Source organism: Nonomuraea composti, assembly GCF_012034275.1.
Classification (GTDB): domain Bacteria; phylum Actinomycetota; class Actinomycetes; order Streptosporangiales; family Streptosporangiaceae; genus Nonomuraea; species Nonomuraea composti.
On record NZ_JAATEP010000030.1, the window covers coordinates 1 to 16,130 of the forward strand.

A 16,130-nucleotide genomic window follows, 5' to 3' on the forward strand; every position below is an offset into this window, starting at 1 on the left:
GTCCTGGCCGGCGGTGTGGTCCTTCTCCAGGGTGGCCCGCATCGACTCGAAACGGCCGAAGCGCTCAAGGATCCGCTCGGCCGTCCAGCCGAACGCCTTGAGCAGCACGGTGACGGGCTGCTTGCGCTTGCGGTCGATGCGCACACCGACGCTGTCGCGCTTGTCGATCTCGAACTCCAGCCAGGCGCCCCTGGACGGGATGACCTTGCAGCCGTACAGGTCCTTGTCGGAGGTCTTGTCGGTGGTGCGCTCGTAGTAGACGCCGGGCGAGCGGATGAGCTGCGAGGTGACGACCCGCTCGGTGCCGTTGACGATGAAACTGCCCTTCGGCGTCATGAGCGGGAAGTCGCCCATGAACACCGTCTGGCTCTTGATCTCGCCGGTGGTGTTGTTCATGAACTCCGCCGTCACGAACATCGGGGCGGAGTAGGTCATGTCCTTCTCTTTGCACTCATCTACGGAGTACTTCGGCGGCTCGAACCGGTGGTCGCGGAACGACAGCGACATGGTCCCCGAGAAGTCCTCGATCGGACTGATCTCTTCGAAGATCTCCTGGAGACCCGACTGGGTCGGGACGTTCCTGCGCCCGGCCTGGCGAGCCGCCTCGACCCGGGCCTTCCACCTGTCGTTTCCGAGCAGCCAGTCGAAAGACTCGGTCTGCAGAGCGAGAAGGTCGGGAACTTCGAGCGGCTCCTGGATGCGCGCGAAGGAGACACGGCGTGGACCGGCGGGTACGGCGGAGGCGTGCGGAGAAGCGTTGGGAGAGGCTGCCAACAGATGTCCTTCCGGAGGATACGAAGGCGAAGGACGGCAGCATAACGCAATAGGCAAACGGAAATCCACACCTAATTAGTGTGTCAACTCCATCTGCCGCCATCAATATCCCACACCCCCCATGCCTGAGTCAAACCGGCGACCGGCGAGCCGCCTAGTTGCAACTTGCTGGCAATTGCGGATTATGTGCACAATGGGCCCCGATCGTCCCACCTTCACCACCGGAGAACCATGAGAAGGCTGCTCGCCCTGATGGCGGCCCTGACGCTGACCGCCTGCGGTCAGGCCCCCGCCACGCGGCAGGAGAGCGCGACCGGCGCGGCACCGCGGGCCGGCTTCCCCGTCACGATCACCAACTGCGGGCGCACCCTCACCTTCGACGAGCCGCCCTCCAAGGTCGTGACCGGCTACCACCCCGCCCTGGAGACCCTGCTCGCCCTCGGCCTCGGCGACCGGGTCGCCGGGCGCACGAACTTCTCCGAGAGCGCGTTCCTGCCCGGCCAGAAGGAGCAGTACGACAAGATCCCCGAGATCTCGCCGACGATCATGCTGCCGCAGAAGGAGGTCATGCTCGCCCAGGGCGCCGACTTCGTCCTGGACAACGCGATGGCCGGCTTCGACGCCGGCGGCGGCTACGCCACCGTGGAGGAGCTGGACGCGGCCGGCTCCCCCGTCTACATCCTGGGCGGCTGGTGCAGCCCCGAGGAGACGCTCCAGTACACCCTGGACAAGACCTTCACCGACATCCAGAACCTCGGCCGGATCTTCGGCGTCCCCGACCGCGCCGAGAAGCTGGTCGCCGACCTGCGCGGCAAGCTCGACGACGTCCGCGCCCGCGTCAGCGGCCGGCCGCCCGTCAAGGTGCTGGCCACCGACGGCGGCAAGGGCCCCGTCAACGCCTACGGCGGCTCCGGCATCACCCACCAGATGATCACCGCCGCCGGCGGGCAGAACGTGCTGGCCGCCGTCAAGGGCGACTACACCGAGGTCAGCGTGGAGCAGGTCAGCGCCGCGCAGCCGGAGGCCATCCTGGTCAGCGAGTACGCCACCCTGCGCGGCGAGACGATGCCCAGCGTGGCGGCCAAGACCGCCGACGCCCTGTCCATCGCCAGGAACAGCCCCGCCGCCAGGGACAGGCGGGTGCTGCCGCTGCCGGTCTCGGCCCAGCACCCCGGCTACCGCAACCTCCTGGCCGTCGCCGACATCGCCCGCTTCCTGCACCCGGACGCGTTCACCGGATGACCGGCGACACCCTCGCACCGGCCGCCCGCTTCGCGCGCACCACGCCTTCCGGTCGGCGCCGCCGCCGCTACATCCTGCTCGTCGCCGCGCTGGCGGTGGCCGCGGTCGCCTCGACGTGGCTGGCGGTGAGCATCGGCGCGGTCCACGTGGCGCTGCCGCAGGCGTGGGCCATCGTCGCCGACCACCTCGCCCCCGGCGTGGTCGCGCGCACCTGGACGCCGGTGCAGGAGCAGATCGTCTGGGAGTACCGGCTGCCGCGCGCGTTGCTGGCGCTGCTCGTCGGGGCCGGGCTGTCGGTGGTCGGCGCGGTGCTGCAGGCGCTCGTCCGCAACCCGCTCGCCGACCCGTTCCTGCTCGGCATCTCCTCCGGCGCGTCCTGCGGCGCGGTGCTCGTGCTGGTGCTCGGCTACTCGACGCTGGGCGGCCTGTCCCTGTCGGGCGCCGCCTTCGCCGGCTCCCTCCTGGCGCTCGGCCTGGTGTACGTGCTGGCGCAGCGGGCCGGCCGGATCACGCCGTCCCGGCTGGTGCTGGCCGGCGTGGCGCTGGCGTACCTGTTCCAGTCGCTCTACAGCTTCGTGCTGCAGCAGGCGCAGAGCGGGCGGGCGGCCCAGCAGGTGCTGTTCTGGCTGATGGGCAGCCTGGGCGGGGCCCGATGGGAGATGCTGCCGCTGCCGTCCGCCGTCCTCGCCGCGGGGCTGGTGTACCTGCTGCTGCAACACCGGCAGCTCAACGCGCTGACCGCCGGCGAGGAGACCGCCGTCTCCCTCGGCGTCAACGTGCACCGCCTGCGCCTGACGCTGTTCGTGCTCACCTCCCTCCTGGTCGGCGTGCTGGTGGCCACCAGCGGCGCGATCGCGTTCGTCGGGCTGATCGTGCCGCACGCGGCCCGCCTGCTCGTCGGCGCCGACCACCGCCGGGTGCTGCCCGTCACGGCGCTGCTCGGCGCGGCGTTCCTGCAGCTCGTGGACGTCGCCGCGCGCACCGTCAACGCGCCGCAGGAGCTGGCGCTGAGCATCGTCACCGCGTTGTTCGGCGTGCCGTTCTTCCTGTGGCTGCTGCGCCGCCGCTCGGTGGACCGGGCGGTGACGGTCGGATGAGGCTCGACCTGAGCGGCGTCTCCGTGCGGCTCGACGGGCGGCCCATCGTGCACGAGGCCGACCTCGTGGTGGACGACGGCGAGTTCGTCGCCCTCGTCGGGCCGAACGGCTGCGGCAAGTCCACCCTGATGCGCACCATCTACCGGGCGCTGCGGCCCTCCGCCGGGCTCATCACCGTGGACGGCGACGACGTGCACCGCCTGTCCTGGCGGGAGTCGGCCCGGCGCACCGCCGTCGTCGCCCAGGAGACGCCCGCCGAGCTCGACTTCACGGTGGGCGAGGTCGTGCTGATGGGGCGAACGCCGTACGAGCGGGCCGCCGCCGACGACGAGGAACGCTGCGCCAGGGCCCTCGACCGCGTCGGCCTGGGCGGCGGGGAGGAGCGCGGCTACGCCACGCTGTCCGGCGGCGAGAAGCAGCGCGCGCTCATCGCCCGCGCCCTGGTGCAGGAGACGCGCCTGCTCCTGCTCGACGAGCCCACCTCCCACCTCGACATCCGGCACCAGCTGGAGATCCTGCACCTGGTGCGCGAGCTGGGCGTCGCGACGCTGGCCGTCCTGCACGACCTCAACCAGGCCGCCGCGTTCTGCGACCGCCTGTACGTCATGAGCGCCGGCCGCGTGCTCGCCGGCGGCCCGCCCGAACAGGTGCTCACGCCCGAGCTGATCTCCCAGGTGTACGGCGTGCGCGCGGTGCGGCGCACCCAGCTCGTCTTCGAATGGCTCGCCCCCTAGGATCTCGCCTACGGCAGGAAGATCATCGAGGAGGACGGCCGTGACGTGGGACCCCGATGAGACGCCGCGCCGCGCCCTGTGGATCGGCGGCGGGCAGTGGGCCGGCAAGTCGACCGTGGCCCGGCTGCTCGCCCACCGGTACGGGCTGACCGCCTACCACTACGACTACCACGACGCCCGCGGCCACGACGACCGCCGCATCGCCCGCCGCGTCCTGCTCGGCGAGCCGCCCGGCGGCCCGGACCCCGACACGATGTGGGTGCGCTCCACGCCGGCCGACATGGCGGCGCAGACGCTGGCCGGCTTCCCCGTCCGGTTCGGGTGGGCGCTCGACGACCTGCGCGGCCTGGTGTCCGGGCGGCCGATCCTCGCCGAGGGCTGGGGGCTGCGGCCCGAGCTGGTCGCGCCGATCATCGGCTCTGCCCGGCAGATGGTCGTCATGGTGCCCACCGCGGAGTTCCGCGCGCGGCAGGTACGCGAGCTGCCCCGCGCCGCCGCCGCGCCCGCCGGGGTCAGCGACCCGGACCGGGCGCAGCGCAACCGGCTCGAACGTGACCGGCTCGTCGCCGAGGACGCCGTGCGCTCGGCCCGGCGGCTCGGCATCCGCGTGATCGAGGTCGACGGCACCCTCGGCGCCGGCGCCGTCGCGGACCTCGTGGCCGAGCACTTCCGCCCATACCTGCCACCGCCTGAGCCGTCGCCTCCGCGCGAGCAGTCGCCTCCGCCGTCGCCCGAGCGGGCGTCATGAGCGGGCGATCGCGGGCGCGCCCGCTCGGCGTCGTCGTCGGCGCGCTGCCGCCCGGGCCGCTGAACGCGATCACCGACGTCGAGGGCGTCCTGGTGGGGCACACCACGATCGACGACGGCGCCGATCTGCACACTGGGGTCACCGCCGTCGTCCCCCGGCCGCCGCGCCCCCTGCCGGCCGCCGTCCACACCGGCAACGGGTACGGCAAGCTGGTCGGCTCGACCCAGGTGGACGAGCTGGGCGTGCTGGAGTCGCCCATCGTGCTGACCGGCACGCTGTCGGTGTTCCGGGCCGCCGACGCGGTGCTCACGTACCTGATGCGGGCACATCCCCGCGGGCTGTCCTTCAACCCGCTCGTCGGCGAGACGAACGACGGCTTCCTGTCCGACATCCGGCGCCGCCCGATCACCGAGCGGCACGTCCTCGACGCGCTGGAGGGGGCGTCCGGCGGACTGCCCGCGGAGGGCTGCGTGGGGGCGGGCACGGGGACGACGGCCCTGGGGTTCAAGGCGGGCATCGGCACCTCGTCCCGGCAGGTCGAAGCGGGGATGCCGGTGACCGTCGGGGCGCTCGTGCAGGCCAACTTCGGCGGGGTGCTGACCGTGCGGGGCGTCCCGATGCCGGTCGAGGAGCTCGTCCCCGGCGCGGCCCGGGTGGAGCCGCCGGGCAACTCCTGCGTGATCGTGCTGGCCACGGACGCGCCGCTCGACGCCCGGCAGCTCGGCCGCCTCGCCCGCCGGGCGATCTTCGCGATGGGGCGGGTGGGGGCGTCGTACGCGCACGGCAGCGGCGACTACGCGATCGCCTTCAGCACCGCGCCGCAGCGGCCGGTCCTGCCTGACGCGGCGCTGGACCCGGTGTTCGCGGCGGTCATGGACGCCGTCGAGGAGGCCCTGCTGAACTCGTTGTTCATGGCGACGACCACGACCGGGGTGCACGGGCACACGAGCCACGCGGTGCCGTACGACCGGCTGCGGGCGGGCTGACGGCCCTACCCTGCCGGGAACCGCTCGGCGAAGGCGGCCCGGTTCGCCGACTCCGGGTTCCTGTCCCACACGGCGAACACCACCCGCTCGAACACCCCCGCGAAACCCTCCGTCAGGTGGGTGTGGAAGGCTCCGGCGACCTGGCGGGGGTCGTTGCGGAACACGCCGCACCCCCACGCCCCGAGCACCAGCGCGCGGGCGCCGTGATGCGCGGCCACCTCCAGGACGCGCCCCGCCCGCTCGTCCAGCGCCCGCCGGACCCGCTCCCCCGCGCCGGGGTCGCGGCGCAGCACCTGCCCCGCGTTGGGCGCGGGCGAGGTGAGGAACGAGACGAGGTACGGCTCGGCCAGCAGCCGCCCGTCCTCGCCCCGGTGCACCGGCACGCCGGGCGACCAGATGACGCGGTGGCTGTAGAGCAGGTCGGCCGAGGCGCGGTGAAAGGCGTAGTAGTCGGGCGCCCGCAGCAGGCACGGGTACAGCAGGGCGTGCCGGCACAGGTCCTCCTCCTGCGCCTTCGCGCCGTTGAGGTATCCGCCTCCGGGGTTGCGGGCGGAGGCGAAGTTGAGCACCGCGATGCCGGTCGCGCCGTCGAGGTGCAGCCGCCGCGCCGCTCCCAGGCTGCCCTCGCCGGTGACCTCGGACACCGTCCGGTACGTGCCCGCGCCCGCCCTTTCCAGGGGGCCGTCGGGCGGATGGCTGACGGTGCCGGCCATCGCGGCGCGCAGCGCGGGGCCCACCTCGACGATGGTGCCGTCGGCGGCCTGGTAGCGGCCCTCGGCGGCGATCCGCTCGTTGTCGGCCGCGACCTGGCGCAATCTTCCACTCACGCGTCCCCATCGTAGGTGGTGATCGCTTCGTGAAAGAAGCGCTTTTCTTTCACCACCTTCCCGAAACGTTTCGGCTTCTGTAGCTGCGAATATCCGCGCCATGAGCGTCTGATTGCCGAAACATTTCCAATGTCCGTTGACACCTTTCGGAGGCGTCCCCACAATGTCCGCAAGCCACCCCCACGATCAAGGGATCAGCGATGATCGATCGGAAACGCGGTTCAGCCTTGGCCGCCGGGCTCCTGGGCGCCCTCCTCGCCCTCTGCCTGGCCGTCACCGCCACCTCGGCCCTGGCCGCCGACCGCCTGCGCGCCGCCGCCGACTGCAGCGCCGGGTACGTCGGGCTGACGTTCGACGACGGCCCGAACGCCGGCAACACCGCCAACCTCCTCAACGCCCTGACCTCGAACGGCCTGCGCGCCACGATGTTCAACATCGGACAGAACGCCCAGAACAACCAGGGCCTGGTCAGGGCGCAGCGCGACGCGGGCATGTGGATCGGCAACCACAGCTGGTCGCACCCGCACCTGACGCAGCTCGGCAGCTCGCAGATGCTGTCGGAGCTGCAGCGCACCCAGCAGGTCATCCAGCAGGCCACGGGCACCGCGCCGAAGCTGTTCCGCCCGCCGTACGGGGAGACGAACGGCACCCTGCGGTCGGTGGAGCAGCAGCTCGGCCTGACCGAGGTGATCTGGGACGTCGACTCGCAGGACTGGAACGGCGCGAGCACCGCGCAGATCGTCCAGGCGGCGGGCCGGCTGCAGAACGGCCAGGTCATCCTCATGCACGACCAGTACGCCACGACGCTGGCCGCCATCCCGCAGATCGCCGCGAACCTGCGCAGCCGCAACCTGTGCGCCGGCATGATCTCCCCCGCCACCGGCCGGGCCGTCGCCCCCGACGGCGGCTCGAACCCGCCGACCTCCCCGCCGCCCGGCGGCGGCACCTGCACCGCGACCATCTCGCAGGGCCAGCAGTGGAGCGACCGCTTCAACCTGTCGGTGACGGTCTCGGGCACGAGCTCCTGGGTCGTCACGGTCACCCTGAACCGGCCGCAGAAGGTCATCGCGACCTGGAACGGCACCCCGTCGTGGGACTCCAGTGGCTACGTCATGACGATGCGGCCGAACGGCAGCGGCAACACCTTCGGCTTCACCATCCAGCACAACGGCGTCTGGACCTGGCCCTCGGTCTCCTGCAGCACCGCCTGAACCCTCCGCGACCTGTTATACAGGAGTGTCTCTTGTATGACAGGTCGCGAGGAGGAGATCAGGTGAGCGGCTACGACGTGGTGCTGGTGGGTGGCGGCATCATGAGCGCCACCCTCGGCGTGCTGCTGCGCCAGGTGCGGCCCGACTGGTCGATCCTCGTGCTCGACCGGCTGGACGGCCTCGGCCTGGAGAGCTCGTCCCCCTGGAACAACGCGGGCACCGGCCACGCCGGGCTCTGCGAGTTCAACTACACCCCCCTGACCGGGGCCGGCTCGATCGACGTGAGCGGCGCCGTCGCGGTCAGCGAGCAGTTCCAGCTGTCCCGGCAGCTCTGGGCGCGGCTGGTCGAGGAGGGCACGCTCGGCGACCCCGCCGGCTTCATCCGGCCGGTCCCCCACTACTCCTTCGCCCACGGCGCCGCCGGCGTCGCGCACCTGCGGCTGCGGTACGCGGCGTTGCGCGATCACCCGCTGTTCGAGGGCATGGAGCTGACCACCGATCGGGACGTCATGGCGCGGTGGCTCCCGCTCATGTTCGCCGGCCGCTCCTCCTCAGAGCGCGCGCCGATGGCCGTCTGCCGCACCCGCGGCGGCACCGACGTCGACTACGGGGTGCTCACGCGGCGGCTGTTCGCCGCCCTGGACGTGGAGGTGCGCACCGGGCACGAGGTGCGGGCACTGCGCCGCGACGGGCGGTCCTGGCTGCTGCGGGTACGCGACCTGCACGGCGCCCGCGAGCACGTCGTCCGCGCCCCGTTCGTGTTCCTCGGCGCCGGCGGCGGGACACTGCCGCTGCTCCAGAGCGCGAACCTGCCCGAGATCCGGGGCTACGGCGGCTTCCCCATCAGCGGCCGGTTCCTGCGCACGGACAACCCCGAGCTGCTGGCCCGCCACCACGCCAAGGTCTACAGCCACGCCGAGCGCGGGGCGCCGCCGCTGTCGGTGCCGCACCTCGACACCCGCGTCGTCGACGGCCGCACGTACCTCATGTTCGGGCCGTTCGCCGCCTTCTCCCCGCGCTTCCTCAAGCGCGGCCGGCTGTCCGACCTGCCACGCTCGATCACCCCGCGCAACGCCGGCACCCTCCTCGGCGCCGCCCGCCACCACCACGACCTCCTGCGCTACCTCGTCGGCCAGCTCGCCCAGACCCCCGGCGGCCGGCTGCGGGCGCTGCGCCGGTTCGTCCCGGACGCGCGGGCGCGCGACTGGGAGCTCGTCACCGCCGGGCAGCGGGTGCAGGTCGTCAAGCGGGTGAACGGGCGGGGGTCGATCGCCGGGTTCGGCACCGAGGTCGTCACCTCCGCCCACGGCGGCCTCGCCGCCCTGCTCGGCGCCTCCCCGGGCGCGTCCGCCTCGGTGGCGATCATGCTGGACGTGCTCAAACGCGCCTTCCCCGACCACGTACGGGACTGGCGGCCCGCCCTGCGCGACCTCCTCCCCTCCTACGGCCTCCCCCTGGCGAACCACCCCGACCTGCTCCGCGCCATCACTTCGCGCACCACCGAAGCCCTGGGCCTGGGGGCGGACCGTGACTGACGATCGCGCCCCGAACCTCGTCGGTCATGGGGCGAGTCTCGCGGATCGGGTGGAGGGCGAGCTGCGGCGCGGCATCGGGAGCGGTGAGTGGCGGCCCGGGGAGCTGCTGCCGTCCGAAGCGGAGCTGGCCGTCCGGTTCGACGTCAGCCGCACCGTCGTACGCGAGGCCATCTCGCGGCTGCGCGCGGCGGGGCTGGTCGAGACGCGGCGCGGGCGCGGCTCCTCCGTCCTGGCCAGGCCGCCGGCGCAGGACCTCACGCACTCGCTCGGCACGGTACGCAACCGGCAGGACCGGCTGCACCTCCTGGAGCTGCGGCGCGGCATCGAGGTGGAGGCCGCCGCCCTCGCCGCCACCCGCCGCACGCCCGCCGCGCTCACCGCCATCGACGCCGCACTCCGCCGCACGGCCACCGTCAGGGGCGGCGCCAGCGACGCCGTCGAGGCCGACTTCGCCTTCCACCGCGCCGTCGCCGCCGCCACCGCCAACCGCTTCTACCTCGACCTCCTCGACACGCTCGGCCCCGGCGCCATCACCCGCCCGTACGCCGGCCCCGACCCCGACCCCGCCCACCTCGGCCAGGTGCTCGGCGAGCACCGCCGCATCCGCGACGCCATCGCCTCGGGGGACGCCCTGGGCGCGGCGGCCGCCATGCGCACCCACCTCGACGCGTCCATGGCCCGGCTCCAGGGCTGATCGGGCTGGCATGCTTCAGGCCATGACCACCCAGCGCCCAAATGTCCAGATCCGTCCCGCCCGGCCCGAGGACCGGGACGCCGTCATGCGGCTCGTCTCCCGGCTCGCCGGCGGGGTGGCGGAGTGGCGCGACCCCGAAGCCGTCGTGGAGGCGGCCCGGCAGTGGCTCGCGGGCTACTTCGTCCCGGAGCGGAAGCAGCCGGGCGCCGTGTTCGTGGCCGTCACCGCCGCTCAGGCCCGCGACGGCGAGGTCTCTGGCGGAGAGTTCTCTGATGGAGAGGTCGTCGGCGTCGTCTCCGTCAACACGCACCGCCACTTCACCGGCCCGATGGAGGCCTACGTCGGCGAGCTGGCCGTGGCCCCGCACGCCGTCCGCATGGGGTTGGGGCGGCGGCTCCTGAGCGCGGCGGAGGACTGGGCGCGCGGGCAGGGCGTGCGCCACCTCACGCTGGAAACGGCGGCGGGCAACACGACCGCCCGCCGCTTCTACACCGCGATGGGGTACGGCGAGGAGGCCGTCCGCTTCACCCGCGTCCTCGACTGACGTCCCACCCACCCGCCACCCACCACCCGCCGACCCCGTGCCCGAACCCGGCACGGATTCGCTGCCCACGTCCGTGCCCGAGCGTGGGCGGCGGGTCAGCGGCGGGGGGAAGTGGGTGGGGTCAGAGATCCGTGCCGAGGCCGAGGTCGTCGACGGTCACGGGGTGGCCGGTCAGAAGGGACTCGTTGGCGGCGATGCCGACGGCGACGGCGCGCAGGCCGTCGCGGTAGTCGGCCGCCCGGCCGAGGGGGTCGTCGCCGATGCGGAGGTCGCGGCGGAAGACGTCCATGAGGAGGATGGCGTCGCCGCCGCCGTGGCCGCCGATCCCGGCGGGGATGGGCACCTCCTCGGGACGCTGCCAGTGCCGCTGGACGACGAGCCGCTCGCCCTCCGGACGCAGCGGGTCGTGTGCTCCGAGCGGGGTGGCGGAGGGGTCGAGGACGGCGTTGCCGTCGGCGTCGAGCTCGATGAAGCCGCGTTCGACGACCTCCAGCTCGGCCCGGCCGGCGGTGCCGTTGACGGTGACGCGGTAGCCCTCCCAGGGGCTGTGCGCGTTGAGCGAGTAGCTGAGCCGGGCGCCCCTGCGGTAGTCGACGAGGACGGCCATGTTGTCCTCGATCGTGACGCCGGGCGCGAACGGGTCCTGGTCGCGGCGGTAGCCGTCGTGCTGCTCGGCCTGGAGGTAGAGGGCGTCCAGGCGGGGGTCGGCGCGCAGGTCCAGGGAGAACGGGTCGCCGTGGGTGCCGGTGCCGCGCTCGGGCCGCTCGCCCATGCCGCGCGCGGCGGCGTTCCGGTCGCCGTAGAAGCGCAGCGCGCCGGACGCGTACACCTTGGCGGGGGTGTCGGCGAGCCACCAGTTGACGAGGTCGAAGTGGTGGCTGGCCTTGTGGATGAGCAGGCCGCCCGAGTTGGCCTTGTCGCGGTGCCAGCGGCGGAAGTAGTCGGCGCCGTGGACGGTGTCGAGGGCCCACTCGAAGTGCACGCTGGTGACCTCGCCGATCGCGCCCGACGCGATGACCTGGCGCAGCGTGGAGTTGCGGGGCGCGTACCGGTAGTTGAAGGTCATGACGACGTCGCGGCCGGTGTCGGCGACGGCCTTGGTGATGCGCCGGCAACCGTCGGCGTCGATGGTCAGCGGCTTCTCCACGACGACGTCCGCGCCGGCCCGCAGCGCCTCGTCGACCAGCTCGGCGTGGGTGCGGTCGAGGCTGGTGACGATCACGACGTCCACGCGCTGCTCGGCGACCATCTTCGCCGGCTCGCCCGGGACGTATCGCGGCAGCCCGGCCGGGCCGTCGAGGCCCAGCTCGGCGCCCACCTGGGCGTCGTAGTAGTCGATGCGGGCCGGGTTCGGGTCCAGCCAGGCGACGAGCTCGCCCACGTCGGCGTGGTCGCCGGTCAGCGCGGCGACGTACATGCCGGCCCGGTGCCCGGTGCCGGCCACGGCGTAGCGGCGGCGGGCTCGCGACGGCGGCGGGGCGGCGAACTGCGGCACCACGCCGGCGCCCGGCTCGGTGCTGATGTGGGAGGCGGGGGCGGGGGCGGTGGGGTTCTGATCCACGGGGTGGGTCACGGGGGTCCTTCTCGGTGGTGCCTGAACGGCTTAAAGTGAACGTTCATCCACGCACGCTAGTGACCGGTCATCTGGAGGTCAAGGAGGGTTGGGCTGCTTCATAGTGAACGTTCACCTCCACCGGCGAAGACGTCTCCCGCCACCGATACCCTGAAGCTGCGTACCGGACGGGCGGATCACGGCCGAGCGAGGAGTACCGGGTGAGTGAGGGCGCGGCCATGAAGCGACCGACCATCAAGAAGGGCCCGGCGTCGAAACGGGCGACCATCATGGACGACGTGGCCCCGCAGCGGGCGGACAGCGGGGAAGGCTCGGCGGTGGGGCGGGCGGTCGTCGTGGGGGGTGTGGTGGCGAAGCGGCCGACCATCATGGAGGTGGCGAGGCTTGCCGGGGTGTCGCATCAGACCGTGTCGCGGTACCTCAAGTTCGGCGGCGCGGGGATGAAGGCGGAGACCAGCGAGCGCATCAAGACGGCGATCGAGCAGCTCGACTACCGGCCCAACCTCGTCGCCCGCGCCATGCGCAACCGCCGCACCGGGCGGCTGGCGATGCTCCTGCCCGCCGGCACCGCCGTCAGCGCGCTGGAGCTGCTCGCCGGTGCCACCACGGCGGCCCACGAGGCGGGGTACGTGGTCGAGGTCGTGACGCTCGGCGGCTCCCCGCAGACGTGGGCGCAGCGGGCGCTTGAGCTGTCCGACTCCGGGTTGTTCGAGGGGATCGTGTCGCTGACGCGGATGTCGCTTCCCACGCAGCGGCCGGGCAGCGTGCCGGTCGTCGTGTCACCCGACTACGACGACCGCATGCGCGGGGTCGGGGAGCTCGCCGACGCCTCCCACATGGCCGAGATCGTCGAGGGGCTGGCCGCGTACGGGCACCGGCGGTTCCTGCACCTGGCGGGCGACTACGCGCACGCCTCCGCCCGCGAGCGCCGGCAGGTCTACCTCGACACGCTCGACCGGCTGGGGCTGGAGTCGTACGGGGTGATCGACTGCCGGTGGTCGGCGGCGGCGGCCCGGCAGGCGGTGCTGGACCTGCCGGCCGGCAGCGGCGTCACCGCCGTCATCGCCGCCAACGACCTGGTGGCGGCGGGGGCGATCCGGGGGGCCTGGGAGCGCGGGCTGCGGGTGCCCGCCGACCTGAGCGTCACGGGCTGGGACGACAACCCCGTGGGCGCGTTCCTGCCGCCCTCGCTCACCACCGTCCGCGTCGATCACGAACGGCTGGGGCGGCGGGTGCTGGCCCGGCTGCTGGGCGTGCTGCGTGGCGAGCCGACCACCGAGGACGACGAACCGCTCACCCAGGTCATCTGGCGCGAGTCAACCGGCCCCGCCCCCGCCCAGGCACGCTGACCCCGCCCCGCCGCATCCGAGCGCAGCTCCCAGCGGCCGCCCCATCGAGGGCGTCTTGCCGGACCGCTGGGCCCCAGCGCCCGGCAGGGCCGAGCCGCCCGAGTGTCCCAGCGGTTGGGTGTCGCGGCCTGTCCGGCGGGTGGGTGTCCGGGCGTGCCCGGCGCACCCACCCGGAGGGGCAGGTCACCAGGTTTTGCCGGCCTGTTCGCCGATGGCGCGGTTGATGCGGTTGAAGAAGTTGGTGAGGGCGACCTCCGTCAGGATCGAGGAGAGCTGGTCCTCGGAGAAGTGGGCGGCGGCGGCGTCCCAGATCTCGTCCGTCACGCCCGGTGCGCCGTCCTGGATGCGGGTGGCGGCCTCGGCCAGCGCGAGGGCGGCCCGTTCCGCGTCCGTGAAGAACGGGGTCTCGCGCCAGGCGGCCACGCTGTGGAGGCGTTCGTCGTTCTCCCCGCGTCGCTTCGCCGAGGCCACCGCGGCGTACACGCAGGGGCTGCAGCTGTTGACCTGGCTGACGCGCAGGTGGATGAGGTCGAGCAGGAGGGGGTCGGTGCCGGCCGAGTGGATCGCCTTGTAGAGGCGCTGGATGGCGGTGGTGATGTCGGCGTTCTGGCGGCTCTGCAGGCGTGCTTGCATCGGTGGTGCTCCTTCGTCGGTTACGTGTGCCCGTCCGGGCTCGTCATGGGTGATGACGGAGGAGTTCGGAGAAAGGTAACGACATGTCCGACAGCGGTGCGCTGGGGCCGGTGGCCGAGGCGTTTCAGGGGCAGCGGGAGCGGCTGCACGCGGTGGCGTACCGGATGCTCGGCTCGCACGCCGACGCGGAGGACGTGGTGCAGGAGGCGTGGCTGCGGCTGTCCCGCCAGGACGCGGCGGCCATCGGCAACCTCGCCGGCTGGCTGACCACCGTGGTCGGCCGGATCAGTCTGGACGTCCTGCGCTCGCGCCAGGCCCGGCCGGAGGCGTCGTACGACGACCGGCTGCCCGAGCTGGAGGGGACGGCCGGCGGCGGCGCCGCGCCGGAGGACGACGTGGCGCTCGCGGACTCGGTGGGGCTCGCGCTGCTCGTCGTGCTGGAGTCGCTGGGGCCGAGCGAGCGGCTGGCGTTCGTGCTGCACGACCTGTTCGGGGTGCCGTTCGACGAGATCGGGCAGATCCTGGGCCGTTCCGCGGACGCCGCCAAGATGCTGGCCAGCCGCGCCCGCAGGAAGGTGCGGGCGAGCGAGCGGCCGGCGGCGTCGGGGCGGGAGCACCGGGAGGTGGTGCAGGCGTTCCTGGCCGCTGCTCGTCTCGGCGATTTCGAGGGGTTGTTGCGGGTGCTCGATCCGGACGTCCGGCTGACCGTCGACACTCCCGGCGGGCTGGTCGTCACGCTCGGCGCCACCGAGGTCGCCTCCAGCGCGCGGATGGCGGCCGGCGCGGCCACGCGGGGCGGTTGGGTGCTCGTCGACGGGCTGCCGGCGGTCGCGTCGTGGCGCGAGGACGGCAGCCCGCTGTCGGTCATGTCGTTCACCGTGGTGGCGGGCAGGGTCGCCCGGATCTCCGTCGTGGTGGACCCGGTGAAGCTCGCGGCGATGAACCTGCCGGGATCGGGGTGAGGTCACACCGCGCGGTCGCGGGACGGCACCAGGCGGGCGCCGAGGGCGCGGGCGCCGATCACCATGGCGGCCGCGGCCAGGACGATGTCCTTGAAGATGTACTGCGCCTCAAGGGTGGGGGCGCCGGGGAACAGGTTCGTGAAGAAGAGCACGTACGGGGCGAAGAACCCGACCAGCGCGCCCGTCATCACGACCAGCCCCGTCTTGAGCAGCTTGCCGGTCACGAGCGTGAGCCCGATGAAGACCTCCATGGCGGCGATGACCGCCTGCGCCGCGTAGCCGGACAGCAGGCCCAGGGACAGCTTCTCCAGCGTGGCCACCGACAGCGCCTCGGCCGGGCTCACGCCGGGGAAGAACTTGAGCGTGCCGAAGGCCACGAAGACCAGCCCGAGGCTGACCCGGAGGACGTCGATGCTGTGCCGGGCCAGCCAGCCGGACAGCTTGGCGATCATGGTGTCGGCGGTGGTGATCATGGTCATGGTGTGCTCCCTGCCTGTCGGTGTGGTGTTCCGTCGTGCTTCAGGTTCGCGGAACCGACCGGCGGGGAGCGTCGGGCTGGGGGAGACACCTGGGGTACGCCGTCGCACGTACGCGGGGGGTGCGGCGTACTGCCACAGGTCTCAGGGGTTCGCCCTAGGGGGTGGCGGCGGCCAGGTCAGGCGTACTGCTGAGGTGGTATCGCCACCGCTTGCGGGTCGGTGCGCACCAGCGTGCCGGTCACCGGCTGCGGGTTGCGGATGAGGTTGAGGATCGGGCAGACCCGCTCCACCTCCGCCTGCAGGTGCTTCAGCTCCTCGTCGGACGCGGGCGAGGCGATCCGCACCTCGTACCGGAACCCGTACGGGTGGACGGGGACGTCACCGTCCGGCCCCTGGGCGCGGGGGTCGTACTCGGCGTGCACGTCCACCTCCAGCGAGTCGAGCGGCACGTCGAGCTCGGCCGCCTTGATCAGGAAGATGTGGGTGACGCAACTGCCCAGCACGCCGGTCTGCAGCTCGGGCGAGGTGGGGCCGAGGTCGTAGCCGGCGAAGTCGGGGCCGCTGTCGCTGATGAGCTGGAAGTCCCTGATCCTGATCCGCCGAATGCCGCTGCGGCCCTCGGCGGTGACGTGGGCGCGCAGCGGGACCGGGCCGGTGGCGGGGGCTTCCCGGCGGGCGAGCAGGGCGGCGCGCTTGTGGGACAGGTATTCGCGCAGGGTGGTCATGAAGAACGCTCCTCGGA

At 72.9% G+C, this 16,130-nt stretch carries 16 protein-coding genes and 1 pseudogene; 11 read left to right on the forward strand and 6 right to left on the reverse strand.

Annotated features, from left to right (window positions below; translation table 11 throughout):
- A pseudogene (locus HCN51_RS34540) lies at positions 1-774 on the reverse strand (DNA-directed RNA polymerase subunit beta); the annotation flags it as partial.
- A 231-nt stretch (positions 775-1,005) separates the two neighbouring features.
- On the opposite strand from HCN51_RS34540, the gene HCN51_RS34545 reads away from it, so the two are divergent.
- From HCN51_RS34545 to HCN51_RS34565, 5 genes are read left to right on the forward strand one after another with little or no spacing between them, the layout of a single operon-like run.
- Positions 1,006-2,016: an ABC transporter substrate-binding protein gene (locus HCN51_RS34545; protein WP_168015414.1), complete on the forward strand. Its 1,011-nt coding sequence runs from the start codon at positions 1,006-1,008 to the stop codon at positions 2,014-2,016.
- Positions 2,013-3,113: a FecCD family ABC transporter permease gene (locus HCN51_RS34550; protein WP_168015417.1), complete on the forward strand. Its 1,101-nt coding sequence runs from the start codon at positions 2,013-2,015 to the stop codon at positions 3,111-3,113. The genes HCN51_RS34545 and HCN51_RS34550 overlap by 4 nt, the downstream gene beginning before the upstream one ends.
- A complete protein-coding gene (locus HCN51_RS34555; protein ID WP_168015419.1) occupies positions 3,110-3,847 on the forward strand; it encodes an ABC transporter ATP-binding protein in 738 nt (245 codons plus the stop codon). Before HCN51_RS34550 ends, HCN51_RS34555 begins: the two co-directional genes overlap by 4 nt.
- A 40-nt stretch (positions 3,848-3,887) precedes the next feature.
- Positions 3,888-4,595 carry a hypothetical protein gene (locus tag HCN51_RS34560; RefSeq protein WP_168015421.1) on the forward strand — a complete coding sequence of 236 codons (708 nt, stop codon included), beginning with the start codon at positions 3,888-3,890 and terminating at the stop codon, positions 4,593-4,595.
- Positions 4,592-5,581: a P1 family peptidase gene (locus tag HCN51_RS34565; RefSeq protein WP_168015423.1), complete on the forward strand. Its 990-nt coding sequence runs from the start codon at positions 4,592-4,594 to the stop codon at positions 5,579-5,581. The genes HCN51_RS34560 and HCN51_RS34565 overlap by 4 nt, the downstream gene beginning before the upstream one ends.
- A 5-nt stretch (positions 5,582-5,586) precedes the next feature.
- Here HCN51_RS34565 and HCN51_RS34570 read toward each other — a convergent pair whose 3' ends face one another.
- A complete protein-coding gene (locus HCN51_RS34570) occupies positions 5,587-6,408 on the reverse strand; it encodes a TIGR02452 family protein (protein ID WP_346433892.1) in 822 nt (273 codons plus the stop codon).
- A 200-nt stretch (positions 6,409-6,608) separates the two neighbouring features.
- Between HCN51_RS34570 and HCN51_RS34575 the strand changes: the two genes are divergently transcribed.
- The 4 genes from HCN51_RS34575 (at position 6,609) to HCN51_RS34590 (ending at position 10,392) form a co-directional block, all read left to right on the forward strand.
- Positions 6,609-7,619 (forward strand): polysaccharide deacetylase family protein, encoded by a 1,011-nt coding sequence (locus tag HCN51_RS34575; protein ID WP_168015427.1) that lies wholly within the window; start codon positions 6,609-6,611, stop codon positions 7,617-7,619.
- A gap of 62 nt (positions 7,620-7,681) precedes the next feature.
- Positions 7,682-9,154: a malate dehydrogenase (quinone) gene (gene mqo / locus HCN51_RS34580; RefSeq protein WP_168015429.1), complete on the forward strand. Its 1,473-nt coding sequence runs from the start codon at positions 7,682-7,684 to the stop codon at positions 9,152-9,154.
- Entirely contained in the window at positions 9,147-9,848 is a 702-nt protein-coding gene (locus HCN51_RS62525; protein WP_168015431.1) for an FCD domain-containing protein, read from the forward strand. The genes mqo and HCN51_RS62525 overlap by 8 nt, the downstream gene beginning before the upstream one ends.
- A gap of 22 nt (positions 9,849-9,870) precedes the next feature.
- Positions 9,871-10,392, forward strand: coding sequence for a GNAT family N-acetyltransferase (locus HCN51_RS34590; protein WP_168015433.1), 522 nt, complete (start codon positions 9,871-9,873; stop codon positions 10,390-10,392).
- Positions 10,393-10,513: 121 nt separating this feature from the next.
- Here the strand turns inward: HCN51_RS34590 and HCN51_RS34595 are convergent, their stop codons facing one another.
- Positions 10,514-11,965 (reverse strand): Gfo/Idh/MocA family protein, encoded by a 1,452-nt coding sequence (locus HCN51_RS34595; protein ID WP_346433893.1) that lies wholly within the window; start codon positions 11,963-11,965, stop codon positions 10,514-10,516.
- Positions 11,966-12,183: 218 nt separating this feature from the next.
- Here HCN51_RS34595 and HCN51_RS34600 point away from each other — a divergent pair, with 218 nt between their 5' ends.
- On the forward strand, positions 12,184-13,314 hold the full coding sequence (locus HCN51_RS34600) for a LacI family DNA-binding transcriptional regulator (protein WP_240973553.1): 1,131 nt from the start codon (positions 12,184-12,186) through the stop codon (positions 13,312-13,314).
- 183 nt (positions 13,315-13,497) lie between these two features.
- Here HCN51_RS34600 and HCN51_RS34605 read toward each other — a convergent pair whose 3' ends face one another.
- Positions 13,498-13,947 (reverse strand): carboxymuconolactone decarboxylase family protein, encoded by a 450-nt coding sequence (locus tag HCN51_RS34605; RefSeq protein ID WP_168015435.1) that lies wholly within the window; start codon positions 13,945-13,947, stop codon positions 13,498-13,500.
- Between the two features lie 83 nt (positions 13,948-14,030).
- Between HCN51_RS34605 and HCN51_RS34610 the strand changes: the two genes are divergently transcribed.
- A complete protein-coding gene (locus HCN51_RS34610; protein WP_168015437.1) occupies positions 14,031-14,909 on the forward strand; it encodes a sigma-70 family RNA polymerase sigma factor in 879 nt (292 codons plus the stop codon).
- A 2-nt stretch (positions 14,910-14,911) separates the two neighbouring features.
- Here the strand turns inward: HCN51_RS34610 and HCN51_RS34615 are convergent, their stop codons facing one another.
- Both HCN51_RS34615 and HCN51_RS34620 read right to left on the reverse strand, forming a co-directional pair.
- Positions 14,912-15,388 carry a DoxX family protein gene (locus HCN51_RS34615; protein ID WP_240973554.1) on the reverse strand — a complete coding sequence of 159 codons (477 nt, stop codon included), beginning with the start codon at positions 15,386-15,388 and terminating at the stop codon, positions 14,912-14,914.
- Positions 15,389-15,564: 176 nt separating this feature from the next.
- Positions 15,565-16,113 carry an OsmC family protein gene (locus HCN51_RS34620; protein ID WP_168015440.1) on the reverse strand — a complete coding sequence of 183 codons (549 nt, stop codon included), beginning with the start codon at positions 16,111-16,113 and terminating at the stop codon, positions 15,565-15,567.
- Positions 16,114-16,130 lie beyond the last annotated feature (17 nt).